General features: G+C 36.9%; 26 protein-coding genes, 1 riboswitch and 1 other annotated feature. Of the genes, 9 read left to right on the forward strand and 17 right to left on the reverse strand.

Annotation, left to right across the window (positions count from 1 at the left end; translation table 11 throughout):
* Positions 1-118: 118 nt before the first annotated feature.
* The 13 genes from IV88_RS06320 to IV88_RS06380 all read right to left on the reverse strand — a co-directional run bounded on the left by IV88_RS06320 (position 119) and on the right by IV88_RS06380 (position 9,857).
* Positions 119-571 (reverse strand): threonine/serine exporter family protein, encoded by a 453-nt coding sequence (locus tag IV88_RS06320; protein WP_057799876.1) that lies wholly within the window; start codon positions 569-571, stop codon positions 119-121.
* Between the two features lie 16 nt (positions 572-587).
* On the reverse strand, positions 588-1,331 hold the full coding sequence (locus IV88_RS06325) for a threonine/serine exporter family protein (RefSeq protein WP_057799878.1): 744 nt from the start codon (positions 1,329-1,331) through the stop codon (positions 588-590).
* A gap of 152 nt (positions 1,332-1,483) precedes the next feature.
* Positions 1,484-1,684, reverse strand: a complete 201-nt coding sequence (locus IV88_RS06330) for a cold-shock protein (protein WP_057799880.1) — start codon at positions 1,682-1,684, stop codon at positions 1,484-1,486.
* Positions 1,685-1,846: 162 nt separating this feature from the next.
* Positions 1,847-2,518: a metal-dependent transcriptional regulator gene (locus tag IV88_RS06335; RefSeq protein WP_057799882.1), complete on the reverse strand. Its 672-nt coding sequence runs from the start codon at positions 2,516-2,518 to the stop codon at positions 1,847-1,849.
* A gap of 16 nt (positions 2,519-2,534) precedes the next feature.
* Positions 2,535-3,434 (reverse strand): cation diffusion facilitator family transporter, encoded by a 900-nt coding sequence (locus IV88_RS06340; RefSeq protein ID WP_057799884.1) that lies wholly within the window; start codon positions 3,432-3,434, stop codon positions 2,535-2,537.
* A 134-nt stretch (positions 3,435-3,568) separates the two neighbouring features.
* A complete protein-coding gene (locus tag IV88_RS06345; RefSeq protein WP_057799885.1) occupies positions 3,569-4,228 on the reverse strand; it encodes a phosphatase PAP2 family protein in 660 nt (219 codons plus the stop codon).
* A gap of 21 nt (positions 4,229-4,249) precedes the next feature.
* The gene (locus tag IV88_RS06350; RefSeq protein ID WP_057799887.1) at positions 4,250-4,909 is read right to left on the reverse strand and encodes an HD domain-containing protein; all 660 of its coding nucleotides are present in this window, start codon (positions 4,907-4,909) and stop codon (positions 4,250-4,252) included.
* Positions 4,906-6,465: a ribonuclease Y gene (rny, locus tag IV88_RS06355; RefSeq protein ID WP_057799889.1), complete on the reverse strand. Its 1,560-nt coding sequence runs from the start codon at positions 6,463-6,465 to the stop codon at positions 4,906-4,908. The genes IV88_RS06350 and rny overlap by 4 nt, the downstream gene beginning before the upstream one ends.
* Before the next feature lie 90 nt (positions 6,466-6,555).
* Positions 6,556-7,134, reverse strand: a complete 579-nt coding sequence (locus IV88_RS06360) for a hypothetical protein (protein WP_057799891.1) — start codon at positions 7,132-7,134, stop codon at positions 6,556-6,558.
* Positions 7,135-7,255: 121 nt separating this feature from the next.
* On the reverse strand, positions 7,256-7,678 hold the full coding sequence (locus tag IV88_RS06365) for a hypothetical protein (RefSeq protein WP_057799894.1): 423 nt from the start codon (positions 7,676-7,678) through the stop codon (positions 7,256-7,258).
* 12 nt (positions 7,679-7,690) lie between these two features.
* A complete protein-coding gene (locus IV88_RS06370) occupies positions 7,691-8,275 on the reverse strand; it encodes a GNAT family N-acetyltransferase (RefSeq protein WP_057799895.1) in 585 nt (194 codons plus the stop codon).
* 58 nt (positions 8,276-8,333) lie between these two features.
* Positions 8,334-9,224: an RluA family pseudouridine synthase gene (locus IV88_RS06375; RefSeq protein ID WP_057799897.1), complete on the reverse strand. Its 891-nt coding sequence runs from the start codon at positions 9,222-9,224 to the stop codon at positions 8,334-8,336.
* 3 nt (positions 9,225-9,227) lie between these two features.
* A complete protein-coding gene (locus IV88_RS06380) occupies positions 9,228-9,857 on the reverse strand; it encodes a TMEM175 family protein (RefSeq protein ID WP_057799899.1) in 630 nt (209 codons plus the stop codon).
* Between the two features lie 119 nt (positions 9,858-9,976).
* Positions 9,977-10,075, forward strand: a riboswitch (THF riboswitch).
* A gap of 68 nt (positions 10,076-10,143) precedes the next feature.
* On the opposite strand from IV88_RS06380, the gene IV88_RS06385 reads away from it, so the two are divergent.
* Together IV88_RS06385 and IV88_RS09360 are read left to right on the forward strand one after the other, a co-directional pair.
* On the forward strand, positions 10,144-10,701 hold the full coding sequence (locus tag IV88_RS06385) for a folate family ECF transporter S component (RefSeq protein ID WP_057799900.1): 558 nt from the start codon (positions 10,144-10,146) through the stop codon (positions 10,699-10,701).
* A 94-nt stretch (positions 10,702-10,795) separates the two neighbouring features.
* Positions 10,796-10,945, forward strand: coding sequence for a hypothetical protein (locus IV88_RS09360; protein WP_168388201.1), 150 nt, complete (start codon positions 10,796-10,798; stop codon positions 10,943-10,945).
* A gap of 188 nt (positions 10,946-11,133) precedes the next feature.
* On the opposite strand, the gene recQ is transcribed toward IV88_RS09360, so the two are convergent.
* A complete protein-coding gene (recQ, locus tag IV88_RS06390) occupies positions 11,134-12,900 on the reverse strand; it encodes a DNA helicase RecQ (RefSeq protein ID WP_057799902.1) in 1,767 nt (588 codons plus the stop codon).
* A gap of 266 nt (positions 12,901-13,166) precedes the next feature.
* A complete protein-coding gene (locus IV88_RS06395; RefSeq protein ID WP_083486859.1) occupies positions 13,167-13,952 on the reverse strand; it encodes an alpha/beta hydrolase fold domain-containing protein in 786 nt (261 codons plus the stop codon).
* Positions 13,953-14,120: 168 nt separating this feature from the next.
* On the opposite strand from IV88_RS06395, the gene IV88_RS06400 reads away from it, so the two are divergent.
* The gene (locus tag IV88_RS06400) at positions 14,121-15,527 is read left to right on the forward strand and encodes a C69 family dipeptidase (RefSeq protein ID WP_057799904.1); all 1,407 of its coding nucleotides are present in this window, start codon (positions 14,121-14,123) and stop codon (positions 15,525-15,527) included.
* Positions 15,528-15,580: 53 nt separating this feature from the next.
* Here IV88_RS06400 and IV88_RS06405 read toward each other — a convergent pair whose 3' ends face one another.
* Complete coding sequence (locus tag IV88_RS06405; RefSeq protein WP_057799906.1) at positions 15,581-18,115, reverse strand: M1 family metallopeptidase; 2,535 nt, start codon at positions 18,113-18,115, stop codon at positions 15,581-15,583.
* Between the two features lie 192 nt (positions 18,116-18,307).
* Positions 18,308-18,556 (forward strand) — a binding site (T-box leader).
* Positions 18,557-18,616: 60 nt separating this feature from the next.
* Here IV88_RS06405 and asnA point away from each other — a divergent pair.
* Positions 18,617-19,624: an aspartate--ammonia ligase gene (asnA, locus tag IV88_RS06410; RefSeq protein ID WP_057799908.1), complete on the forward strand. Its 1,008-nt coding sequence runs from the start codon at positions 18,617-18,619 to the stop codon at positions 19,622-19,624.
* A 74-nt stretch (positions 19,625-19,698) separates the two neighbouring features.
* Here asnA and IV88_RS06415 read toward each other — a convergent pair whose 3' ends face one another.
* Complete coding sequence (locus IV88_RS06415; protein WP_057799910.1) at positions 19,699-20,067, reverse strand: helix-turn-helix domain-containing protein; 369 nt, start codon at positions 20,065-20,067, stop codon at positions 19,699-19,701.
* Between the two features lie 156 nt (positions 20,068-20,223).
* On the opposite strand from IV88_RS06415, the gene IV88_RS06420 reads away from it, so the two are divergent.
* The 5 genes from IV88_RS06420 to IV88_RS06440 all read left to right on the forward strand — a co-directional run bounded on the left by IV88_RS06420 (position 20,224) and on the right by IV88_RS06440 (position 24,239).
* Positions 20,224-20,694 carry a hypothetical protein gene (locus tag IV88_RS06420; RefSeq protein WP_057799912.1) on the forward strand — a complete coding sequence of 157 codons (471 nt, stop codon included), beginning with the start codon at positions 20,224-20,226 and terminating at the stop codon, positions 20,692-20,694.
* Positions 20,695-20,758: 64 nt separating this feature from the next.
* Positions 20,759-21,184 (forward strand): hypothetical protein, encoded by a 426-nt coding sequence (locus IV88_RS06425; RefSeq protein WP_057799914.1) that lies wholly within the window; start codon positions 20,759-20,761, stop codon positions 21,182-21,184.
* A gap of 15 nt (positions 21,185-21,199) precedes the next feature.
* The gene (locus tag IV88_RS06430) at positions 21,200-22,027 is read left to right on the forward strand and encodes a hypothetical protein (RefSeq protein ID WP_057799916.1); all 828 of its coding nucleotides are present in this window, start codon (positions 21,200-21,202) and stop codon (positions 22,025-22,027) included.
* Positions 22,028-22,072: 45 nt separating this feature from the next.
* Positions 22,073-23,149 carry a polysaccharide biosynthesis protein gene (locus tag IV88_RS06435; RefSeq protein ID WP_057799918.1) on the forward strand — a complete coding sequence of 359 codons (1,077 nt, stop codon included), beginning with the start codon at positions 22,073-22,075 and terminating at the stop codon, positions 23,147-23,149.
* Between the two features lie 37 nt (positions 23,150-23,186).
* The gene (locus IV88_RS06440) at positions 23,187-24,239 is read left to right on the forward strand and encodes a DUF4767 domain-containing protein (protein WP_057799920.1); all 1,053 of its coding nucleotides are present in this window, start codon (positions 23,187-23,189) and stop codon (positions 24,237-24,239) included.
* Positions 24,240-24,298 lie beyond the last annotated feature (59 nt).

Consider the following 24,298-nt stretch of genomic DNA (forward strand, 5'->3'; position numbering starts at 1 on the left):
CTCTCTTGACTTATTACCTTAGGTCTCCAACAGACTCGTGTCCCATCACAAACGACTTTAGTTTACCAGATTTTTTTATCCTCTATATACCAGAGAAATTACAAAAGGTTTACAATTTTCACGATATAGTAAATGAACTTGTTTTCATTTTAAACCATAATCGATCAATTAACTCAGCAACCAAAAATCCAATAGCAATCGATCCTGCAATTTCTCCAACCTGCATCATAAATCTAATAGCTGCGTCATTGTGACCCAGAGCTAAATTACGCACCATTTGGTAAGCTTGCCCACCAGGCACTAATGGCACAATCCCTGGAATATTGAAAATAATCATCGGCATTTTCTTTTTCCGGGCCGCAACTAGACTCAATACGCCAATTACCGTAGTGGCTGTTAAACTACTTAATGCTAAGCCTAAATGTGCTTGAAGCATTCCCCAATAAATGGTCCACGAAACACCACCAATGCATCCAGCCGTGAATAATGCACGATGAGGAATGTTAATAATGATACCGAACCCCGCTGTCGCAATTCCTGATAAGAGGAACTCTAAAAGAACTTTTAACATCACATTCTCCAATCCATTAAACAAATCGAAATACAAAAGCAATTCCAAAGCCAATCGCGCATGCTGATAAAATTGCTTCAACACCACGAGCTGGTCCACTGACCAGATGGCCTTTTAAAACGTCTCGCACCGCGTTTGTCAAAGGAACTCCTGGAACTAGTGGCATAACTGATCCAATGATTATATCGTCAATCGAATGGCCCAATCCGGCTCGAACAGCAAAAACTGCCACAAATCCAATTACTAAAGATGCAATAAACTCACTGATAAATTTAATATTCAAGATTCGATTAATAAAATAAAAAATAGAAAAACCTAGTCCACCGATGAGCATCGTTATTAGTAAATCTTTCATATTGCCAGAGAACACCGCCATCAAAGGTCCACTAACAATTGCAGCTCCCAGTGTCTGAAGCCAGAAGGGAAAGAAAGGCGTCGCATCATCAAGTGTCATTAACTTTTCATAGAACTGAATTAAATTAATTCTTTGCTCAGCGTATTGACGTGAATATGTATTAACTGCTGAAACTTTTTCCAAATCAATTGCTCGACGATCAATATTTTCGATTTGAGCACTCGGCGTTTCAGGAATAGATACGATTAACCCAGTAACCGTAGCAAATATTTTTAAATTACTAACGCCCGAATTTTGGGCAATTCGTTTCATTGTATCTTCTGCACGAGCCATTTCAGACCCATTTTCAATCATGATTTTTCCTGCTAAAAGACAGGTATCAATAACCTTATTAACATTTGCCATTATATTATTCCTTTCCACATCATAACTAAGTCAATTATACAGATTTCAAACAGAAAATCATTCACATTTTAAGTTGATTACTTGAGTAATTTTATGTAAAAAAAAAACGAAATACCGAAGTATTTCGTTTCAAAATTATAATTAAGATTTAATTATGCTTTGTTTACGTTAACTGCTTGTGGTCCACGGTCGCTTTCTTCAACATCGAAAGAAACTGATTGGCCTTCTTCAAGAGTCTTGAAGCCGTCGCCTTGGATAGCTGAGAAGTGAACGAATACGTCACTACCATCTTCGCGAGTAATAAAACCAAAACCTTTATCAGCGTTAAACCATTTAACTGTACCTTGTTCCATTGTGAACATCCTCCTGTATGCCTTATAAGGCATTTGTTTAGTTTGTAGCTTGATCCGGTTCATTGGGGATAGTTCAAATGAAACAATCTAACCAAAAACACGTAACCAAATTTACAAAATTAATTATAGCATGGATCTTTTTAAAAAGATAGTGAAACAAATTTATTTATCTGCTTCAGGTATAACGAATACATAATGAGAAGCCTTAAAACTAACTTCGCGTTGTTCCTCACCATTTTTTTCAGATAATAACTGTACAGTAATTGGTCCTTCAAATGGTGCGTGACTGATAACCTTAATTTTATCGCCCAAATCAAAATCGATTTGATCCAAATATGTTAGCAAATCACGATTGTCCGCTAAACGGTCCACAACAGCCACGTCACCGTCTTCGAGCTCTGACAACATAATATGACTGTACTGTTGATAAACACCGTCAGCAGTCGGAATAACTCCACCATGTGGACAATGTGTGGGGTTACCCAAGAAATCAGATAGTGAATTAGTTAATTTATCACTAGTAACATGTTCTAATTGTTCAGCATCTTCATGAACTTCTGACAACTTGTAGTCTAGTTTATCAACTAAAAAAGTTTCCCACAAACGATGTTTTCGAACTAATTGTTCGGCTAGCTCAATTCCTTCATCAGTCAATGAAATACCAGCATATGGTGTATGCGTTGCTAAACCATCTTCAACAAGTTTTGATACCATTTCGGTAACCGATCCGGCAGCAATGTCTAAACTTTGAGAGATTTGCTTATTAGACACCATTTTAGAGGTGCCTCCTAGTTCAAAAATTATTTTTAAATAGTCTTCTTTCATTGGTGTCATATTATTATTTTGTCCTCTATACGTCTTTTATTTTATTTGTAAATATTGGTGATTCTTTACCACGAGTAACTTCAGCTTGGAGCGTAACGTGATCTACATGATATTTAGTTTTTAACAATTCTTCTAATTGTCGATAAATTGGTTCAATTTCACTCAACATACGATCTTCTACGTTAATGTGTGCTGAAAACATAATTCTATTTTCATCGATTAACCAAGCATGAATATGATGAACATTGACAACACCGTCCACTTTTCTCATGTCGCAATCTAATGTTTTATAATCCAAATTCGGACCAGCTTGCATCAAGATATTGGTTGTATCCTTTAGCAATGGAATAGATTCCCAGATAATATAGATTGAAACCAGCATCGTTACGACAGGATCGACCCATGTAATCTTAAAAAATTGAATCATTAAAGCACCAAAAATAACACCCACTGACGATAATGCATCACTCAGAACATGTAAATAAGTCGCTTTAATATTTAAATTGTTTTTTGAACCCTTACTTAGTAATCCAGCTGAAACAAAATTTGCTAAAAAACCGATAACTGCCACAATCAACATCAAAGAACCATTAATGGGTTCCGGATTTGAGAATCTCTTAATTGCTTCAACCATCAAGAAAACTGATATCAAAATCAGAAACAATGCATTTAAAAACGAAGCAAGTATTTCTGCCCGACGATAGCCAAAGGTCTTAGAACGATTCGATCCGCGCTTACTAATTCGATTAGCAACGTATGCCATAACAATGGCTGCACTGTCGCCAAGATTATGAATAGCATCTGACAATAGAGCTAAGCTACCTGAAAATATACCACCCAAAAATTCAGCAACAGTAATCACTAGATTCAGCAATGTGACACAAAAAAATCTTTTTCCCGTTACCTGTGAGTTATGGTTATCCATATGTTACACCCCTCAAGATTACATTATCCACTGTTTCGACTAAAAAGGCAATCATATTTAGGTTAACATAACATTTTTGTTTCACTAAAACGGAAAACGACCTTATCCATTGCTGGATAAGGTCGTTACTAATATTAATGACGTTTTTGATGTTTACCGACTGCTGGATTAACAATGTTAGCTACCATCTCGTAGAGACGTTTATAGAGCCACATTGCTACCCAAAGCCAAACTACTGCGAGTGTCAAAGCACCAATTGTATCTGATAAGTAATGTGCACCAAGGTAAACACGAGACCACATTACTAATAGTTGCCATACCACTAAAGCGTAAAGAGCAAATCGTTTCGTACTTGCTGAGCTAAGAGGTCGAATGAAATATAGGTAGATAAATGAAAGAATCAAAAATGCTTCAAATGTATGTCCGCTGGGAAAACTAAATCCTGTATCAACAACTGGATAAGGGCGATGACGTTGAACGATTTCTTTCACAATAAATGCAATGACTGATCCGCCAAACATCGTTGCTAATACCCAAACTGAATCAACTCGTTGCTGTCTAAACCATAAAACTACCGCGATGATAATAGCATAGATAAAGCCTATTTTCGTATCAGCAATCGTTGAAATCAATGACATGATTGCGTTATGACCATTACCTAATAACGAACCTAAAAAGTTATCTAGTGTTTGAATAATTGAAACATTTCCCTTTACCATGACCATTAGTAAGACAAAGATAATTCCTGAAGTCCAAACGTAACGTTTAGGAATTCCATTTGAATTGTTTAGCATTTTAATTTTCTCTCCTAGTATTTATTTTTCTTGATTCCATTCAGCCTTGAATTCATCTAAGAACTCTTGTAAATATTGTGTTCGGTTTTCGGCAATTCTTTTAGCCAACGGCGTGTTCATACGTTCAACTAAAAGCAAAAGTTTTTCATAAAAATGATTGATCACCGTCTTATTATCACGATATTCGTCATGTGTCATATTTGTACGAGGAACAACTTTTGGGTCGTAAATAATATGTTCATGAGCTCCACCATAATAAAAGGTTCGTGCAATTCCAATTGCCCCAATTGCATCCAAGCGATCAGCATCTTGAACGATTTGGCCTTCTAGCGATAATGTATATTCTTCACTCAAGTTCTTTGAAAAGGACATATGCGTAATAATATCAAAGATATGCGCAATATCCGTTGTGTCAACCCCAATAGAGGTTAAGAAGCGGCGTACCTCTTCTTCAGCCCGTTGCTGACTTTCTACTAACTTCTCATCAATAACATCGTGTAATAAACTCGAAGACTCAACAATAAAACTACGAATTTTTTCGTCACGATCGTCTGATAAACGACAAGCCATTCTAACAACTCTTTCAATATGAGCATAGTCATGACCCGTTCTGTCGCCTGTTAATTTATCAGCCACGAATTGGTCAATTTTTTTGATTTGTTGCTGTTCTTCATCTTTCATGCTCGTTTTTTCTCCGCATATTCTACAATCTCAAGTTTCCGGACAACTGTAACCTTAACCTGACCAGGATAAGTAACTTTATCCTCAATCTCATCTTTAACTTTAGTTGCTAAGCTATGAATAGTCTTGTCAGATGTTTCATTAGGCTGAACTATTACACGTAATTCACGACCAGCCTGAATAGCATAACTCTCTTTAACAACTGGTTGATCATTCGCAATTCCTTCCAAACTTCTAATACGTTGAAGGTAATCAGCAGCTGACTCACTTCTGGCACCCTGACGAGCACCTGAAATGGCATCTGCGGCTTCGACTAAATCAGCAATTACATATTTGGACTCAACATCCCCATGATGCGATGCAATAGTGTTAATAACTACTGGACTCTCGCGATATTGAGTAGCTAATTCCACCCCAATTTCAACGTGAGTTGCATCAATATCACGGTCAATTGATTTTCCAATATCATGTAATAAACCTGCACGACGAGCCAGTACTGGGTCTTCACCAAGTTCAGCAGCAAAAATACCTGCCAAGCGTGCGGTTTCTTTTGAATGTTCAAGAATATTTTGACCATAACTTGTTCGATACTGCATTCGACCAATAAACTTAATTAAGTCTGGAGCAATATGACGAATTCCTAGTTCCACCACAGCATCTTCACCATAGTGGCGAATTTCTCGATCCAGTTCAATATTAGTTTCAGTGACAATCTTTTCAATAATATCCGGATTTACTCGTCGTTCACTCTGAATTTTCTTGATTACACGATTAGCAATTTCGCGTCGAACAGGATCATAACCATTTAAAATAACTTCTTTTTCTTTATCATCAATAATAATGTCAATTCCAGTAAGTGCTTCTAGCGTTCTTACATTTTGACCTGCATTCCCAATAATTTTTCCTAATGCTTCATTGTTATCGACAATCAAACTTCGGTTAGAGTCATGAACAACTGTTTTTCCGCCACTGTGTTCCATGGCAAGTTCAACTAAGTTTTGAGCATCCCTTTCACTGGTACTTTCAAGTTCAACTTCAAAATCCTTTACATACTCGTCGTAGGTTTCCTTAACCTCTTGAGTAGTATCCTCTAAAACTTCATCCTTAGCCTCATCAGCAGTTAAACCAGCCACTTCATGTAACTTATTTAGGCGATCAGTAGTTAATTCATCGGCTGAGTGCAACGTTTCTTGAACTTCTGTCCGTTGCTGTTTTAAATTATTTTGCTTCTCTTGGATAGCATCATTACGGTGATTTAATAATTCTTCTTTTTGTTTCAATACGGAAGACCGCTGTTCAAGCCAATTTTCCTTCTTCTGGTTATCTTCTAGATCCTCATTTAATTCTTGCTCAATATTTTCTTGATAGTCTTTTGTTTCTCTTTTTTGTTTTTTTACCAAACTTTGAGCTTCAGAATCTGCCGCAGCCTTACCATGATTAGTAATACGCTGGGCAGCAATTCGAGCCGCATACAACTCTTTGTTATGTTGATGCAATCGAAGGAAATATCCAATAGCCAGTGTAACTAGTAGGCACACGACTATAATTGTGATCATTTTATATTCCTATCTTTCCTAAAGTCTACTCATAATTATAGCATACAAAAAAATCACCCGAATATATTCGAGTGATTGAAATAATTTGAATTAGTAAGCAATAACTACGTCAAAATGGTTACCGTAAATTGCTGTTCCACGATCATGAACTTTCCCCATGCCAAGCGGTGTTTTAACTTTTGAACCGAATTTATATGCTCGAGGTGCAGCAACAATTAAATACCCGTCCTTATCGTAGCCACCATAATTGTATGATCCATCAGCAAATCGTGAACCTTTGAAATAAGTCCACTTTTTACCACCATAGTACTTAACACCCATAGAACGCATTGCTGACATACTTACAACAGCCTTTGATTCGTAACGTCCTGGACGTTTAGCTTTCTTGACCACTTTTTTAATAGTCTTCTTTACTGCTTTCTTAGGAGCTTTCTTAACTACCTTTTTAGGTGCTTTTTTTGAAATCTTTTTAGTAACTTTTTTAATAGTCTTCTTCACTGCTTTTTTAGGAGCTTTCTTAACTACCTTTTTAGCTTTAGTAACCTTTTTAGTTGGTTTAACAGTTTTAACTGCGTTTGCACTAACTACCGCTTCGCTAACGCCTGTAATTGTACTTGTGCCGAATGTAACTACTGCTAAAAATGTCATTGCTGCAACTTTGATCTTCATAAAATTAAAAACTCCCATATCTGATTTAGTACCATCAGTATATGGGAGCAATATTTCAGTTAATTATCGCTAAAATTACAAATTGGGGTATTTCTGTAATGTGATTGCAAAGTTAAAATTACTAACCTTCATCTACCATGCGCCAAACACCCTCGCCCGCTTTAGCCATATCATTCACAAAACTCATCACCATCTTGGCACGGTCAGGATCTTTTTCAAATAAGGCATTCAAACCTTGACCAGTTGTCATAGGTGTACCAAGTTGAAATTGTTCTGCACCCATTTCAGCTTCTGAGAAGGCAACAACCCAGTCACCAGTATCAATAGCTGTATATAGGAAAAAAATTGAATAGTCATCGCTCATATAAGCAGGAACGGCCCAAACATTTTCTCCAACTTCTTGAGTTTTGTTGCTCATAAAGTTGTATTCAGAAGCATTCTCAGCATTAATACCATGGTTCAGTTGTAAAAGCATCGAGTTAAATGATTCATCACCTAATGTGATTTCAACATCATCATATTCCTCATTATTATTCTCTGTCATAATTCTTCTCCGTTATGCGACTTGAACTTCCTTTTGCATATGGAAGTACAAATGATCGCCAATTTGTCGAATTCCCACCGTAATGAAATGATCACGGTCATACAACTTTTTAGCTGCGGGATTTTCAAAATCTACGTTAAGTCCGATTGTTGTTTCACCATCGTGTCTAACAAACTTAGGTAAAGCTTTGAGCAATTTACCGCCAATTCCTTGACCTTGATAGTTAGGGTCGACTGCAATGGAATCTAAGTACCATTCATCAGTGTATGCCTCTAAATCAGGATCAAGCGGATCTCCATCAAAAACATTGGACTGTTTTGCATATTGATCCAAAATATCATCTAAAGATTGTTCATATTCATCCGAATAGCCAAATGCAACTCCAACTACGCGGTGAGTTTGATCATCTTCAGCAACAACGGTCCTAGCCATGGTATTCAAGTATTCGTCCGTTGAATACGCTTGACGTAGGACCTTCAGCCACAGAGGGTCGGGAACGTCGTCTAGTTCCTCTAATTCCATCTCATCATAAATAATATTTATTAACGGTGCTATCTGTCCAGCATCATCTTTATTTGCTTCTCTAATAGTTATCACAAAAATCCTCCTCATTAATCTTTCTATAGGTTATCGGAAGATTAGTACTATGTCAAAATTACTGTTTTAAGCTATTAATTAATGCTTCTAAATCACTAGGTAATGGAGACTCCACTTTAATTTCTTGTCCATCAAATGGATCAGTAAATTCCAGCGAACTTGCATGGAGTGCTTGATGTTCGACCATTGAGCTTGTGGGTCCACCGTATAATTTATCACCAATTAATGGAAATCCTAAACTATGAAAATGAACTCTAATTTGATGCGTACGTCCTGTGATTAATTCCACATCAACAACCGTAGCGTTGTTTAGTCGTTCAATTACTTTAAATTTCGTTTTAGCAGTCTGACCATCTTCACGAACCTCACGGTGAATACCATCATCAGAACGGCCAATTGGTTGATTAATTTTACCTTCATCTTCCGTCATAACGCCACTAACTACCGCAATATAATGTTTATGCATTTGGTGACTTTTAACTTGGTCACTGATTAAGCTATTTGCTAATTGATTTTTAGCCACGAGCATGACACCACTCGTATCTCGGTCTAATCTAGTGATTAAATGAGGAACTAAGTTTTCTGCTCCGCTCATCGTCCAAAGTCCCTTAATCCGATTAACCATTGTGTCAGTACTATTATGAGGACCCGGAACTGATGTAACACCTGCTGGCTTATCAACAGCCAACCAGTTCTCATTTTCAAACAGAATTTCGACAGGTTCAGAACTGATAGCCACATGTGGATCAGCTAGTTCGTTAGGAAATTCTACAAAAAATGGTTCATATGGCATCATCTTATCTGAAAAACCGAGATTACGACCATTTTCATCTAATACTCGTCCTTCATATTCCAAGCGCGTCATCAAACGCTGACCAAATCCGTTATCTCTTAAAACTCTTTTTAAATTAACTACTTCTTCTAATTTATTTTCAAATCTTGCTTGCATTCCTTACTCCAATCGAATTGTCTTTTGCATTCTTGAGCCTAGCCGGATGTAGGCAATAAAGTGATAAATAATACCAAGGACTAAAACTAATAGACCCCACCATGGTGAGAAAATGGTAATGATTACCGCAACACCATAGATTGAAACACTAATTAAAGGGTCCATTTTAATATCCGCATAAATCTTTTGTTGATGATCATTGCGATGCGTTAACTCTGGATGTTTGCGAACGTACGAATACAGAACTGCAAACGTGACCGAGATAAACATCGCAATTAACTCATAGTATATGAATGAAAATCGCATGTCTTTCACATTACGTTCCATAAGCGCTTGGGCAACCAAAGCAGTTGGGTAATCAATCAATGTGACACTAAAAAGTACCACTAAGTTAATGACATTCAATTCCATTGACGTGTACTTTAACGTTTGAAAGAAGTCATGATGGAATAGCCAAATAGCGCCAACGTAAACAAATGAAATAACATACGCAAACATAATTGGCCACTGAGTCAATACTCGTTCCATTAAATGACCAACCTGATATTCCGGTACGCTAAACTCCAAGACTAAAATAGTGATTAAAATTGCATAGACCCCATCACTAAAGGCCTCCAACCGATCGATTCGCATAACCGCATCACCTCTACTGATATCATTTTACTACACTATCAGTAATTAATTGTTAGTAGTTTGAATCAAAAATTCTTTAAATTATATAAAAATTAAGTTATAATGAGAGACGCTCTATCAATGGAGTAGGAGATAACGCGTCAAGTGCAATCAAGACGGAGAGTTGCTTGATTGACGAATGGTTTCGCCCAGCGGTGTTATCTCCGCATCTCGCCGTTGACTAGGAATATTTTTCATGCTTTTTCCTACTCGCTATGCGGCAACCAAAAGAATGGAGGGATTTAGCATGAAAAAATTCTTTAGTTTAGAGAATATCTTTTCTGCTCGAAACCTGACAATTATGGCTTTATTGGTTGCTGTGGATGTAGTACTTGCTCGTTTTACTACGATTCACATTACAGCTCAATTTACCTTAGTCAGTTTTGAGTATATTCCAGCAGCAATTGTGTCGGCCTTATTTGGTCCGTGGGCTGCAATCGTTTTTGGAGTGGTAGCAGATACTGTTGGCTACTGGTCAAATCCAATTGGCCCCTACTTACCGGTTTGGGCAATCAGCGCAATTGTTGGTAATCTGATTACTGCCACATTTTTATACCGTGGCAAATTTGATTGGTGGCGCATTATTGTCGTTAGAATTTTAATCATGTTAATTGTAACGATGGGATTAAACTTCATCTGGCAATCGATTTACTTTGGTGCAGCAGCTGCTAAGTACTATAATTCGGTCCGAATTATCAGTAACCTAGTTCAGTTACCCATTCAAGTTATCTTGATTAGATTCTTTGGTAAACTGGCGCTTAAAATTACTGAGCGTATGGAAAAAAGCCGTCACTCAGCTGAATAACATCTGAAATCTGTGCAAATTACAAAATTTCATTTGCATTTATGCTTCATTCATCATAAAATGGAGAAAGATTATTTTTCTGAGGAGGATCACCATGAGATCAACACCATACAATTCATTTGCTCGTAAACGTCAAGTTTCTGGTAAACGTGAACGTCGTCGTCGTCAAGCTCGTATTGTTGCTATCCAACAATGGGCTAAAGGCAAGACTGATACAATTGCTGAAACACCAAAAGCTAAATAATAACTGTTATAAAGCAGAAAAAAGCTTCGACCAATTGGTCGAAGCTTTTTTATTTTATCGTACCCTTTTCTAAAACGTGCTACACAAACCAGCCTTCTGCGCCTAGCTACATCTTTTCACCCATCCAAAAATCAGATAATTGAAAAGCCTATGCTATGCTCAAAGTCTAACCGATTTGTTTCACACTCTTATTCCGCTACAGCCTCTTCTTTAATTAACTCTAAGAATTGCTGTCCATATTTATCTAATTTATTCTGTCCAACACCCTTTACCTCACCCATTTGAACTAATGTTGTTGGCAATTGTTCACACATAGAGTGCAACGTTTTATCAGAAAAAATAACAAACGGTGGGACATGTTGCTTTTCCGCAAAATCTCGCCGTAACTGACGTAAACGTTCAAATAGTTCACTATCCTCTGGTAAGCTCTTCTTAGCTTGAACAGCCATTTTACGAAAGACCTGTTTGCGCCCCATTAAAACCTCAATACCTTCAGCCGTCACTTGTAACACTGGATATTGACCACCTGTGACTGCTAGGTATTTATACGCCGTGAGATAGTCAATTAATTCCGTAACATCTTTTTGCGACTGGCCTTTTAATAATCCATAAGTAGATAGTTGATCAAAATGTTGCTGAATAACTCTTTGCACTCTTGATCCGGTTAATACTTGGGCAACGACTACTTTACCGAAATTTTCATGCATTCGTTTAACACATGACAGAACCTTTTGTGAATCAACTGTAATGTCTTGTTCTTCACGGTCATCTAAACAATTACTACATTTTCCACATGCTGGACCATCATCCCCAAAATAACGCAAAATGAACTGTTGCAGACACTGTTGAGTATCAGCGTACTGCGTCATTTGTTGTAATTTAAAATACTCGCGCTTTTTATTAGTTTCATCCATATCAGACTCATCAATAAAATAACGTTGAATCCGCACGTCCTTTAGTTGATACAGAAGAATAACTTCGCTTGGCAAACCATCTCGGCCAGCACGGCCAGCTTCTTGGTAATATGCTTCAATACTTCCGGGTACTTGATCATGGATAACAAACCGAACGTTACTCTTATCAATGCCCATTCCAAACGCATTAGTTGCAACCATTACTGGAATGCGATCATAGAGAAAATCCTCTTGATTCTGACGTCGTTCTTGTTCACTCATTCCACCATGGTACATCGTTGCTGGAATATTTTGATAATTCAACATATTAGTTAACCGTTCAACTTCTTTACGAGTCGAAGCATAAATAATTCCCGACTGATTTTTATTTGCTCTCAAGTAATCTTGCAAGAATTTATCGTTGTTCTGATCTTTGACCACTTGAAATGACAGGTTCTCGCGAGCAAAATTCGTTTTAACTTCTTGGTCTTTATTGATATCCAATCGCTGCATGATATCTTGCGCAACACGCGGCGTGGCTGTAGCTGTTAAAGCAACAATGGTTGGATGGGAAGGAAAGTTTTGAATGGTGGTACTTAGATTTAAATAGCTAGGTCGAAAATCATGTCCCCACTGTGAAATACAATGTGCTTCATCGACCGCTACTAAATCAATTTTCAAACCGCCCAGTTCACTAATAAATTCTTCAGAGTCTAAGCGTTCTGGTGAAATATAAACCAGCTTCACCTCACCGCGAGCAGCCATGTTAATTCGTTCAGAGATTTCTCGATAGTCCAAAGTACTATTAATAAAGGTTGCAGCAATTCCATTTTCATTCAGTGCATCTACTTGGTCTTTCATTAAGGAAATCAGTGGTGAAATGACTAAAGTGATGCCTTCAAAAAGTAGTGCTGGAATCTGGTAACACAATGATTTTCCGCCACCAGTTGGCATAATAGCTAATGTATTCTCACCAGCCATGATATTTTTAATAGCTTGGTCCTGACCGCCACGAAAGCTGTCATAACCAAATTTTTCTTTTAAAACTGTCTCTGGGCTCATAAATCTCCTCACAACTCTCGTAAATTATCTCCGTTCTATTTTACACGTTTCTCGCAGAAGAATAAATCTGGATATTCGCATTGAGTGAGAAAAAAGACGGGTTGATTCTGAGCATAGCATAGGAAACCGAATGATTCGCACTTGGAATCGTTTGGTTTTCGTAGCTAGGCGCAGGAATCAGTCTTGTTTCTCCGATTTAGGCCATTAATATTCGGAAACACAAAAGAGACCAAGAGAAATATTAATTTTCATCTTGGTCTCTTCCGTTATAGATACTGATCGAAGAACGCAAGAGTAGCTGGTAAAACATCATCCATGTATCCCTTCGCATGTCGACCGCCAGTTAAGAACTTTGTTTCGACTGGTATTTGTAAATCAATTAATTTCTGTTCCAACTCCATTACACCACTATTAGGTACAAACTCATTTAATGAATTAGCTAAGAATAATGGGCCAACCTTATCGGTCACTCGATGTACCGGCGTAGCATCATACGCCTTACTTTCATCTTGTAAATAATTCATAATAAACCATTTATAAAATGGATCGTTCTTGCCGTCCTGATCAATTTTATTGCTAGGTGTATTAGGTTTAATATCGGTATTTTGTTCACCAACAACATCTTGATGATCAGCTAACCAATCTTCAATATCAAAAATCCCTGACCACGAGGCTGCTGGCAAACCGTATCTCATTGAAGCTTCCACGGCTAAATTGCCCCCTGCTGATGAACCCAATAGTCCAATGCGGTTACGATCAAACTTCAAATTGGAATTCTTCAACCACTCAATCACATCCGCAATGTCATCAATTGGGTCTGGATAATATCCCTGTGGTGTAATGCGATAATTTGGAATTAAAACTAAATATCCCAGCTCCGCTAAAGTTTCACCAAGATCTTCGTCCTTACCTTTATCGCCACGGAACCAGCCACCACCATGGATATCAATAATAGCAGCACGCTTGTTATCATCACTACCATCGTCATAAATATCTAATTTGAGATCATTTTCTGAACTAAATAAAACATCTTTAGTTTCGTTAACTTTCACAACAATCACCTTCCAAATCAATTCTGCATATATTATATAATCAATTTCAACAAAACGGTATGGAGTTTGCTTCAACCAATAAGGCAACTTTAAGAATTATTATTAAAGTTTCTATCTGAAATTGTCCGGAGTATACTAATAATATTAACTTAAAGGAGTGTCCTATCAATGACTAAAAAAGTTCAAGGTTCATGTACTACCGTGCTAGTTGGAAAAGATGCATCCATCGATGGTTCAACCATTATTTCCAGAAACGATGATGGTCACGAGGCTTTAGATCCTCAACGTTTCACAGTTGTACAACCAGAAGATCAACCAACCAATTATCAATCTGTAATCAGTAAGGTACAGATTAAGTTGCCTGATAATCCGTTACGCTATACTTCCATGCCTAATTCAATTTTAACTAATGGTATCTGGCCTGCTGCTGGTATCAATAGCGAAAATATCGCAATGTCAGCAACTGAAACTATTACGACCAATTCACGTTTATTAGGTTTAGATCCATTTGTTGAAGGTGGCGTTGGTGAAGAAGATCTTGTCACACTTGTTTTGCCATATATCCACAGTGCTCGTGAAGGGGTTCAACGTTTGGGTTCATTACTTGAAGAGTTCGGTACTTACGAACCCAACGGTATTGCATTTTCTGATCAAAAAGAAGTTTGGTGGTTAGAAACAATTGGCGGACACCACTGGGCTGCTGTTCGTATTCCGGACGACGCTTACGTTGTCGCTCCTAACCGTATGAACATTGACCATTTTGACTTTAGCTCTGATGACACAATGAACTCATCTGACTTAAAAGAGTTTATTGACTCAAACAGTCTCAATCCCGACTTTGAAGGTTACAACTTACGTCATATCTTTGGTAGTGCATCTATTAAGGATACGGTTTACAACAACCCTCGTGCTTGGTTTGGTCAAAAATACTTCACACCAGAAATTGAACAAGATCCAATGGAACAAGATTTACCATTTATCTGCCATGCTAATCGCAAAATTTCCATCGAAGATGTTAAATTCGTTTTGAGCTCTCATTTCGAAAATACTAAATTTGATCCTTATGGTAACGGCAGTGAAGATGACAAAACGTTACTTCGTCCAATCGGAATCAATCGGAACCATAATGTTCACATTCTTCAAATCCGTAACAACGTGCCTGCTAGCATCGCTGGCATTCACTGGTTAGCTTATGGTGCAAACACATTTAATACAGTTGTTCCTTTCTACGCTAACGTTGAAGATACTCCTGCTGTATATAAGGACGCTACAGGTACATTCGACTTAAACAACATGTACTGGTTAAGCTGCACAACCGCTCTACTTGGTGATACTGATTACGATTTATATGTTGATCTACGTAACACCTTCGAATTAGAAGCCGTTGCAGCATACCGTGAAATTCAAAACGAAACTGATAAAGCAGTTGAAGGTTCATCTGATATCACTAAATTATTGACGGATGCTAACGAAAAATTGGCTCAAGAATCATTTACACGTCAAACTAAGCTTTTGGGTGAAATGGTAGTACTTGGATCAGCTAATATGAAATTGCGTTATAACTTGAATGATTAATTTTTTCCCAATAGAAAAAGCTCTTGCAAATATTTTGCAGGAGCTTTTTTGTGTTATTTAATAACTTTTTCAATTGCTTCGTTAACTGATTTTTCTTCAGCTTCAACTAGAGCAACGCGACTTTCAATAACCTTTGTATCCATTTGAATTTCACGAGTCAAACCTGGTGTATTAATCTTAGGTTCAAAGAATACTTTGAATTCATCTAAACGTTCTTGAGTCTTGAATACACCGGCGATTACAGTGATATAAGTTGTGAATTCCATATCGCCACCAACAGTTTCTTCCAACCATTGCCAGTCGTTACGAATCCAATCCCATGCAGCTTGTTCGCCAGCATCATTTGCAAGAACTCCTCTGAACCAACCACGTAAGTCTTGTGGTTTGATTGTTTGAACATCTTCAAACTTAGTGATTAATTCTGCAATCAACTCTGAATCAGTTGTACTTGTTAGAGCAGCACGAATATCTTCTTTGAAGCTTGGATCAGAAGTCTGACGAGAAGTTTCTATTAAGTGTGCAAATAATTCTTTACTGCCAAAGTTTTTAACTTCGTTCATAATGACGAAAACACGAATGTCAGCTGCTAGGTCAGATAACTTCGTAGCGTTTTCCATGAATAAGTCATGTGCTGTTTCAATCACTTTAGCATTCTTAGCATAAAGAGCAGCGTTCAAAACATATGGACGAGTTAATTGGTCATCATTGCTTTCATCCGGATTTGCAGTCCATCCTAGTCGAGCAAATGATTTTTGACTTAATTTATCAAATAATTGACGTAAATTAGTCTCACTGTCAGTACCTGACTTAACAAACTTCTTCAAATTATTAGCAACACTGTATAAAGCATCATTAACAATATTGGAATGGCTGTCAGCAAAACGACTCAACAATGGCACTACTTCAGCATATGAAATTTGACGACCTTCAGCAAGCAATCTTAAGTCTTGAAGTAATTGTAACTGTGCAATTGGGTCCAATTCATCAACATGGTCTAAAATATCATTCAATAATGTTTCGTCATACTTAACTATGAAATGTGATTCGTTACCAACATTCAAGCGGAATGGTGCATCATTTTCTTTACGTAATTTAGCATAGTCACCAAGCGTAATTCCCTTATCTTTAAAGATTTGAGGAGCAACACTATAGTTACTCTTCAAAGGAATCTGCCATTGACGGCCTGCTTCCTTACCTTCTCCAATAAAGAATTGGTCTTGGTTTAATGTTAATTGTCCATCTACGACACCAGCAGTAACCACAGGATATCCTGGTTGTTCCAACCACGAATTCATTACCGCACCAACATCAATACCTGAAGCATCCCCGAGTGCTTTCCATAGGTCCGCACCCATTGCATTGTCGTAATGATGCGCTGCAAAGTAATTCTTAAGACCTGCACGTAAAGCATCGTCACCAATTAAAGCACGAGCCATAACTAACATACGAGCACCCTTAGCATATACAATCGCACCGTCAAATAATGCGTCAATTTCAGCTGGGTTATTAACTTGAACATGAACAGATTGAACACCATCAGTGGCATCACGTTGTAAAGCCATTGGTGCTTCAGTTGTTTGGAAGACTTCCCAAATGTTCCAATCTGGTTCGATTGCATTGATAGAAACGTATTCCATCATGTTAGCAAAACTTTCGTTTAACCATAGATCATCCCACCACTTCATAGTTACCAAGTCACCGAACCATTGATGAGCTAATTCATGAGCAATGACAGTTGCAACCCGTTGTTTAACTTCAAGTGAAGTGTTTTCTGGGTCAAGAAGTAAGTATGCTTCACGATAAGTTACAAGACCCCAGTTTTCCATAGCACCAGCTGAAAAATCTGGTAATGCAAGTTGCCATGAATGTGGCAATGGATATGGTGTTTCGTAGAAGTCTTCATAGAATTCGATTGAACGTTTAGCAATATCCAAAGCAAAGTCTAATTCACTAGCCTTATGTGCTTTAGTACCGAAAACTCCAACTTTTACGCCACTCTTAGTTGTTGTTTGTTTGCTTTGTAAATCGCCGAAAGCAAAGGCTACTAAGTAAGTTGACATACGAACGGTTGTATCAAAGTAATGAACACCATTTTCTTCACGAACTTCTGGCATGTTACTTAAAACTGTTTCACCAGGTTGTTCATCAAATTTAAGCGCAATATCAAATTTTGCTTTAGCTTCAGGTTCATCAATAGATGGAAAAGCCTGACGAGCAAAGTTTGTTTCAAATTGAGTACCAATAATTTGTTTCTTCTCACCGTTAACTTCGTAATATGATGGATAGATTCCCATCATTGTGTCAGTTAAAGGTGCGGTATATTTAATTGTTAATGCAGTTAAACCTGCTTGTGGCAATTCAATTTTGATTGCATCGATATTATTATCAATTTCAAATGGGACAGCTTGATCAGCAACCTCAACAGATTCAATTTTAAGCCCCTTTTGATGAACTAAAATTGATTTTTCAGTTGCTTCCCCTTCAATTGTTGTTTTACCACTGATCTCTTTAGTAGCACGATTAATATCTAAATAGATATTGTAATGTTCTGGTTGGAACAATGTGTAGAAACGTTTAAATTCAGCCATAGTATCCTCCAATTAATTTAATAATTTTATTATACTCTATTAATAAAAATGAAGGAAAGTTTTAACCGCTGAAAAGCCCGAAATAATTGGTTTTTAGAGTCACATTTTCTAATTACTTTTTAACTTTTTTGCTAAAAGCCCTTTACAAGGCCAAAAGTATATGATAAGTTTTTAGACATAAACTTAAAACATTAAAAAACAAAAAGAGAGACGAGTACCTTTTAACATTCTTTTAGTGAGACGGAACTAGTGAGAACCCGTTAGACCCTGTTAAACCCGAAAAACACTTTCTTAGTTTCAATCTGAACTAGTCGGTAAGATTAAAGTAGGATTAGACGTGATCCGGAACGTTATCCACGGAAGAGTATGTTAGTACTCTTATGAGAAGGTCTATTTTAGATAGGCAACTTGGGTGGTACCGCGAAGTTTTTCGTCCCTTGATTATATAAATCAATGGGAACGGAAAACTTTTTTTGTTCCCTAAAATAAAGGAGAACGCTCATGCAATTAATTATTCCAAAGGATTATGATCCAAAACTATCTGTTCGTGAAACACAGGAAGCTATTCGCTATATTCGTGAAACCTTCCAAGACGAATTTGGCAAGCAAATGAATTTATCACGTTTATCAGCACCAATGTTTGTTAAGAAATCAACTGGTTTAAACGATAACTTGAACGGTGTTGAAACTCCGGTTTCATTTACCATGCAAGAAATTCCTGACGAAACGATTGAAATTGTCCACTCACTGGCTAAGTGGAAACGCTGGGCACTCCGCCGTTTTGGTTTCGATGTTCATACTGGCCTATACACTAACATGAATGCTATTCGTAAAGATGAAGACTTAGACAACATTCACTCCATTTACGTTGACCAATGGGACTGGGAAAAAGTTATCACTAAAGAAGAACGTACTGAAGAAACTTTGAAGAAAACTGTTCGTCAGATTTTCAAAGTTATGAAACATATGGAACACGAAGTTTGGTATAAATATCCACAAGCTGTCTACCATTTACCAGATGAAATCCATTTCGTCACAACCCAAGAACTTGAAGACCGTTACCCTGATTTAGATCGTCAAGCTCGTGAAGATGCCATCTGTAAAGAACTTGGCTGTGTCTTCCTAATGAAGATTGGAGGACCGCTTAAGAGTGGCAAACGTCATGACGGACGCGCACCTGACTATGACGACTGGGAATTAAACGGTGATATCTTATTCTGGTATGAACCCCTACAACGTTCCCTTGAAGTTTCAAGTATGGGAATCCGAGTGGATGCTGATGCAATGGCACGTCAATTAAAAATTGCTGATGCTGAAGATCGTTTGAAATATCCATTCCATCAAGCAATCATGAAAGATGAACTTCCATTTACAATCGGTGGTGGTATCGGTCAATCTCGTTTATGTATGTTACTACTTGGTAAAGCCCACGTTGGTGAAGTACAAGCTAGTCTATGGCCTGACGAAATGATTGAAAGATGTTCAGATGCTGGAATTCAAATTTTATAAAACACTACATTAAAAGACCCACAAAGTTAGTATTCGAAAACTAACTTTGTGGGTCTTTTCAATTTAACTAACATCTAAAACTTAAACCATTGTTGATTGTTATCTTTATTCTTTTCAAAAAGTTCTACAATCTTTAAAAACGAATGACTTAGTTGTTCAGCATCTTCATTATCTAATTTATTGAGTTGTTTTATCAAAACCTTCAAATACTCAGGTCTGTTGTTAACATCAGAATCATTACCAATCAGATCCATGATTGATACTCCCAATGAATCAGCAATGCTAACCAATTTTTGAATTGTTATATTTTGATTATTCGTTCTTTCAATTCTTGATAAGTAATTTACAGATAGTCCACTCAACTCAGCCAACTCTTCCTGTGTCATTCCTAAGGTAGTTCTAATTAGTTTAATTCGTGATCCAATATTACTATTATTGCCCATCGAAACACCCCACATATCTGTCTACTTAGACGATACCGGTTTTGTAAGCTAAAAATAACGTTTTATATTAACAGAAATCATTGTGCAAATAGTAATAGGTACGGTATAATATATTCGATTTAATTTATATTATTATATTTTAGGAGGACATTATTTATGTCAGAATTAGAGAACCACTCGCAAAATGAGGAAGAATTTGCCACTGCACTTTTAACACCCTGGGTTAAAGGAAAGGTATCCGTTGATGACAACTTCTTACGTATGAATATCCCTAATACAATTTTATTCAATTTAATTCCAGCTGGAAAAAGATCCAATAAAACTCCTATTAGTACGATTAGCAACATTTCTTCAAGTACAAAATACAAACTACCACGTATGATTATTGGAGCAATCATTGTAATCATTGGGTTTAGTATGCTTTCATCATCTGCTTTTGCTGCTTTGATTGCTATGATTCTGGGAGTCTTTATCGTGGGTAGCGGGATTCAGACAATTTTTGAATATGAAAACATGGGCAATTCTAAACAATTGGAATTTCCGTTTTATGAAGCAAACCATGTGTCTACATTTGTGGAACACGTTTCTGGTATTGTTGAAAAACACTATATGGACGCTAATAACTAAGTTAATAATGAGAGCTAATGGCTCTTTTTTATTTTAAATGAATTTATGTAAAGGGGTAATCTGAATGAATTCACAAAACAAAGTAGGCAACATACTAAATAAATACAAATTTATACTTATGGCAATCGTTGGAGTTTTAATTATTTTTTGGGGATGGAGCTATTTTACCAATCCACTTCGACCAGTTGTAGGCCACACTTTTTACATATTAGATTCCAAACCAACTAGCAAGGACGATTGGAAAGATGTCACAGACACTTTTACATTTAATAAAGATAAAACCATCACTGAAAAGTCATCCGATGGCACCGACAGCAAAAGTTTTACCTGGAAAGAACTTAAGAATTCGAAGATTGAAGTGAGTGTGATTGCAGGTGCGTTTGGTTCTTTTCCAATTGATTTTAAAAAAAGTACAACCGTAGATGGATCTAAGGTATATCAATATAGCGATTTAGTTGGAACAGATGAATATTTGGTTCAGAAAAAATAAAGGAGCCCTACAATCATGAAAAAAAACATTTTAATTTTACCAACAGTTTTAATTCTACTAACTGCCCTTTCCGCATGTTCACATCCAAATAAAACTAGTCAGAAAAGCAGTACATCAAGTAGCAAGGTAGTGGCTAAGCCAAAAGAAGTTAAGAAAAGTATTACTGCCGAAACCGATACCCTGACGAAGGATTCCTATAGTCTTCAAGATCTGGTCAATTCTAAACAACACTTAACCTGGTACTTAGCTCGAAAAAGTGGCGAAGTCACAGGTGTATTGGAAACGCAAAATGGTACTGGTCGGATGTATACCGCTAATGACGATATTAGTACAACAGCCGGTAGAACTGGTGATGCAATTGAAACCTTAGATGACATGGCTCCTGAAACTGATAATAGCAACATTGCTGCTGCAAAAGACTATGAAAAGAATTTATGGAACGATACCAAAGATTCTGCAGTCGAGCACCTTAAAATGGACATAAATTCTGATGATGAGGAATCCAAAGAGTATAAAACTGATTCAGAACAAGAGAAAAAAGTCGATGGATATACATACACCGCGGCTCCCTTCAAAAAAATTGTTTTTGGAAGAGATACATCTGACGACCGATCCAAATTAAAACTAACTGTTCCATCTACGAACTGGTCTTTGAGTGACAGTCATACAGCGCAGTTTACAACAACTGACATTAACCTTACTAAGACTGCTCCTCTTCTAAAAAAGGACAATATTGCTTATCTAGGATTTGAATACGCTGACTCTGAGATGAGCGGAGGCAATATGTACTTATATTTAAGAATGGAACAAAGTAAAAAAATGCCAACTTTGACTCTCAAATAGAAATTAACCATATATATCAATACTAAAATAGTTAGGAGATAAAAAATGACTAGTTTAGAAACTATTCAAGATAAATCAGAACTCATCAATATCCTTAAAAATGGACTAGAAGCTTATGATTTAAATGCTTCTTTACAAGCAAAGCAACAGGAACAAAAGGATTATGCCGAGAACTATTTTCAAAACTCTGAGAGCTACCAGAGTATTAAGCAAGAAAACTCAAAACGGATCATAAATGACTTCCACGAAAATACTGATAAGAGACAAATTCTTGAAAAAAAGTTAAAGCATACAAATAATATGCTACTTACAGTAATCAAATATGTTGCTATATTCGTACTGATTACTGCTGTATTAATAGTTATTGGTGGTGGCGTTATTCAACCGATGATTGCCGGACCGAATGCTCAGACAGCTCATCCTATATTATATGTTTGGGCGTGGGATGGAAGATTCTCATCATTCATAGCTCTAATAATTGTTTTAATCTTAAATGCTTTCAGGCAAAACAAAGCAAAAAAAATTAAAACTGAAATAAAAAATACTGATATGTATTTCAACTCTAAACGGAAACAAGATAATATAAATTACCAAAATAAGGAAAATGAGTTACGCAGTCAAAGTAACTCATTATTACCATCAGCACACGATTCTAACTTTGATTTATTAAGCACTGAAATTTCAGAGTTGAATGCTGACTTAGATAATCACCTTTCATTTATGGCACAATATATTCCCCAGCATTACCAATCTAGGCAATATCTACAAAGATTGATTCAAATTCTTGAAGATGGAGAAGCGAGTGACTGGCCCGGTGCCGTTAGCGTTCTAAAATCAGATATACACAGAAACAATGTTGAAATTGAGTCCAAGCAACAAACCCTTGCAGCTCAATTAAGTCAAAGAGCTAATGAAAGAAGTCTAGAAGAAACTAAAATGGGTCGTCTAGCAAGTGAAAAAGCTGCTAAAGAAAGCGAATTAACTCGTAAAAGTGCTGAACAAACAGCTGCAAATTCTAATAAAATGCTTAAAGCTTCCGAACAAGCTGCAAAAGAAGCCAAACGAACAGCGGACAAAGCCCAAGATATACAGGACGATATCAACTATTATCATAATCGTTAATAAATAAAACCAATATTAACTAAAACGGAGAATCAAAATGAAAAAAACAGTCTTTCTATTTATAGCCCCACTTGCCCTACTAACATTAACAGCCTGTCATTCTCAAAAGGCATCCCAATCGACAGCTAATACTATCAGTACTAAAACTGTATCAAAATCATCTAGCAATAGTACGAGCTCAAATTCTAAAAAACCCGTCTGGAATAGCGACAAAGATTCTCAACTTGATTCATTTATGAAAACCTGGGGTTCAGAAATGGGACAGGACTACATCAAACGCGATATGAATAATAATTCTAGCAGCGTCGGGTTTCACTATCCAAAGGATTTATCCCGCAATGATAATTTTTTTGACGAAAAGAAATTAAGTTCTGAGTGGTCGCCTAATGGAACTGGAAATAAAGACTTAGAAGTTGTTGCAGTCTATGAGCACCTAGACCGTAGAATGACAACTAGTTACTATATTTACTTATTTGGAATACAAGATGGTAAATCTGTTATTTACTATATCAATCAAAACCAACCCGTAGAAGGACGCCACTTTTTACAAACTAAGAATAAAGATTTGATTAGTGGTTTTTCAAAAATCTCTGGTTTAAACTCCTATTCAGATGATACAAAGAAAAACGATTCTGACACTGCCGAAAATTCAGATGACAAACAAAAATATTTCATTCGTTCTGCTAAACAGGCTATCGCATATATTAAAGAAAAAAAGGGGGATGAGGTATGGGTAGCTCAACACGGCAATGCTGGAATGGTACCGTGGAAAGATGTCTATTTTACGATAATGAGTCAAGATGGAAAATCTGGATACCATGTGTATTCTGATGGAACAATCAAAGAACAAATGGATGATACTCCTGATACTTCCCATAAGGAATCATCAAGTAATGATTCTCATGGCAAAATAACTACCCAATCAGAAGCTTTTCAAGAATTGATCAAGCAACATGGCGACAAAGGTTGGAAATTCACGTACGGCAACCAGACCAATGGCTGGAACTTCAAATCACCAAATGGATATCAAGCCGATGTCTTAAGCAATCGTATGATTCAAATGGATCACGATGCTTCGTCCGCAAAATAAATTAAAAAAGCATTACCTTGCTACTACGCAGAGTGCGATAATCCCTTTGTGGTTGACAG

It is taken from the genome of Pediococcus argentinicus (assembly GCF_001437605.1).
GTDB lineage: Bacteria > Bacillota > Bacilli > Lactobacillales > Lactobacillaceae > Pediococcus > Pediococcus argentinicus.

What these genes read in the sequence shown, in the direction of transcription:
- IV88_RS06435 (WP_057799918.1), top strand. Translation starts at nt 22,073, where the DNA reads ATGACTAGTTTAGAAACTATTCAAGATAAATCAGAACTCATCAATATC.
- IV88_RS06340 (WP_057799884.1), bottom strand. Translation starts at nt 3,434, where the DNA reads ATGGATAACCATAACTCACAGGTAACGGGAAAAAGATTTTTTTGTGTC.
- IV88_RS06440 (WP_057799920.1), top strand. Translation starts at nt 23,187, where the DNA reads ATGAAAAAAACAGTCTTTCTATTTATAGCCCCACTTGCCCTACTAACA.
- IV88_RS06420 (WP_057799912.1), top strand. Translation starts at nt 20,224, where the DNA reads ATGTCAGAATTAGAGAACCACTCGCAAAATGAGGAAGAATTTGCCACT.
- IV88_RS06335 (WP_057799882.1), bottom strand. Translation starts at nt 2,518, where the DNA reads ATGACACCAATGAAAGAAGACTATTTAAAAATAATTTTTGAACTAGGA.
- IV88_RS06380 (WP_057799899.1), bottom strand. Translation starts at nt 9,857, where the DNA reads ATGCGAATCGATCGGTTGGAGGCCTTTAGTGATGGGGTCTATGCAATT.
- IV88_RS06350 (WP_057799887.1), bottom strand. Translation starts at nt 4,909, where the DNA reads ATGAAAGATGAAGAACAGCAACAAATCAAAAAAATTGACCAATTCGTG.
- IV88_RS06400 (WP_057799904.1), top strand. Translation starts at nt 14,121, where the DNA reads ATGACTAAAAAAGTTCAAGGTTCATGTACTACCGTGCTAGTTGGAAAA.
- IV88_RS06325 (WP_057799878.1), bottom strand. Translation starts at nt 1,331, where the DNA reads ATGGCAAATGTTAATAAGGTTATTGATACCTGTCTTTTAGCAGGAAAA.
- IV88_RS06360 (WP_057799891.1), bottom strand. Translation starts at nt 7,134, where the DNA reads ATGAAGATCAAAGTTGCAGCAATGACATTTTTAGCAGTAGTTACATTC.
- asnA (WP_057799908.1), top strand. Translation starts at nt 18,617, where the DNA reads ATGCAATTAATTATTCCAAAGGATTATGATCCAAAACTATCTGTTCGT.
- IV88_RS06365 (WP_057799894.1), bottom strand. Translation starts at nt 7,678, where the DNA reads ATGACAGAGAATAATAATGAGGAATATGATGATGTTGAAATCACATTA.
- IV88_RS06345 (WP_057799885.1), bottom strand. Translation starts at nt 4,228, where the DNA reads ATGCTAAACAATTCAAATGGAATTCCTAAACGTTACGTTTGGACTTCA.
- IV88_RS06320 (WP_057799876.1), bottom strand. Translation starts at nt 571, where the DNA reads ATGTTAAAAGTTCTTTTAGAGTTCCTCTTATCAGGAATTGCGACAGCG.
- IV88_RS06330 (WP_057799880.1), bottom strand. Translation starts at nt 1,684, where the DNA reads ATGGAACAAGGTACAGTTAAATGGTTTAACGCTGATAAAGGTTTTGGT.
- IV88_RS06415 (WP_057799910.1), bottom strand. Translation starts at nt 20,067, where the DNA reads ATGGGCAATAATAGTAATATTGGATCACGAATTAAACTAATTAGAACT.
- IV88_RS06375 (WP_057799897.1), bottom strand. Translation starts at nt 9,224, where the DNA reads ATGCAAGCAAGATTTGAAAATAAATTAGAAGAAGTAGTTAATTTAAAA.
- IV88_RS06430 (WP_057799916.1), top strand. Translation starts at nt 21,200, where the DNA reads ATGAAAAAAAACATTTTAATTTTACCAACAGTTTTAATTCTACTAACT.
- IV88_RS06425 (WP_057799914.1), top strand. Translation starts at nt 20,759, where the DNA reads ATGAATTCACAAAACAAAGTAGGCAACATACTAAATAAATACAAATTT.
- IV88_RS06405 (WP_057799906.1), bottom strand. Translation starts at nt 18,115, where the DNA reads ATGGCTGAATTTAAACGTTTCTACACATTGTTCCAACCAGAACATTAC.
- IV88_RS09360 (WP_168388201.1), top strand. Translation starts at nt 10,796, where the DNA reads ATGAGATCAACACCATACAATTCATTTGCTCGTAAACGTCAAGTTTCT.
- IV88_RS06385 (WP_057799900.1), top strand. Translation starts at nt 10,144, where the DNA reads ATGAAAAAATTCTTTAGTTTAGAGAATATCTTTTCTGCTCGAAACCTG.
- rny (WP_057799889.1), bottom strand. Translation starts at nt 6,465, where the DNA reads ATGATCACAATTATAGTCGTGTGCCTACTAGTTACACTGGCTATTGGA.
- recQ (WP_057799902.1), bottom strand. Translation starts at nt 12,900, where the DNA reads ATGAGCCCAGAGACAGTTTTAAAAGAAAAATTTGGTTATGACAGCTTT.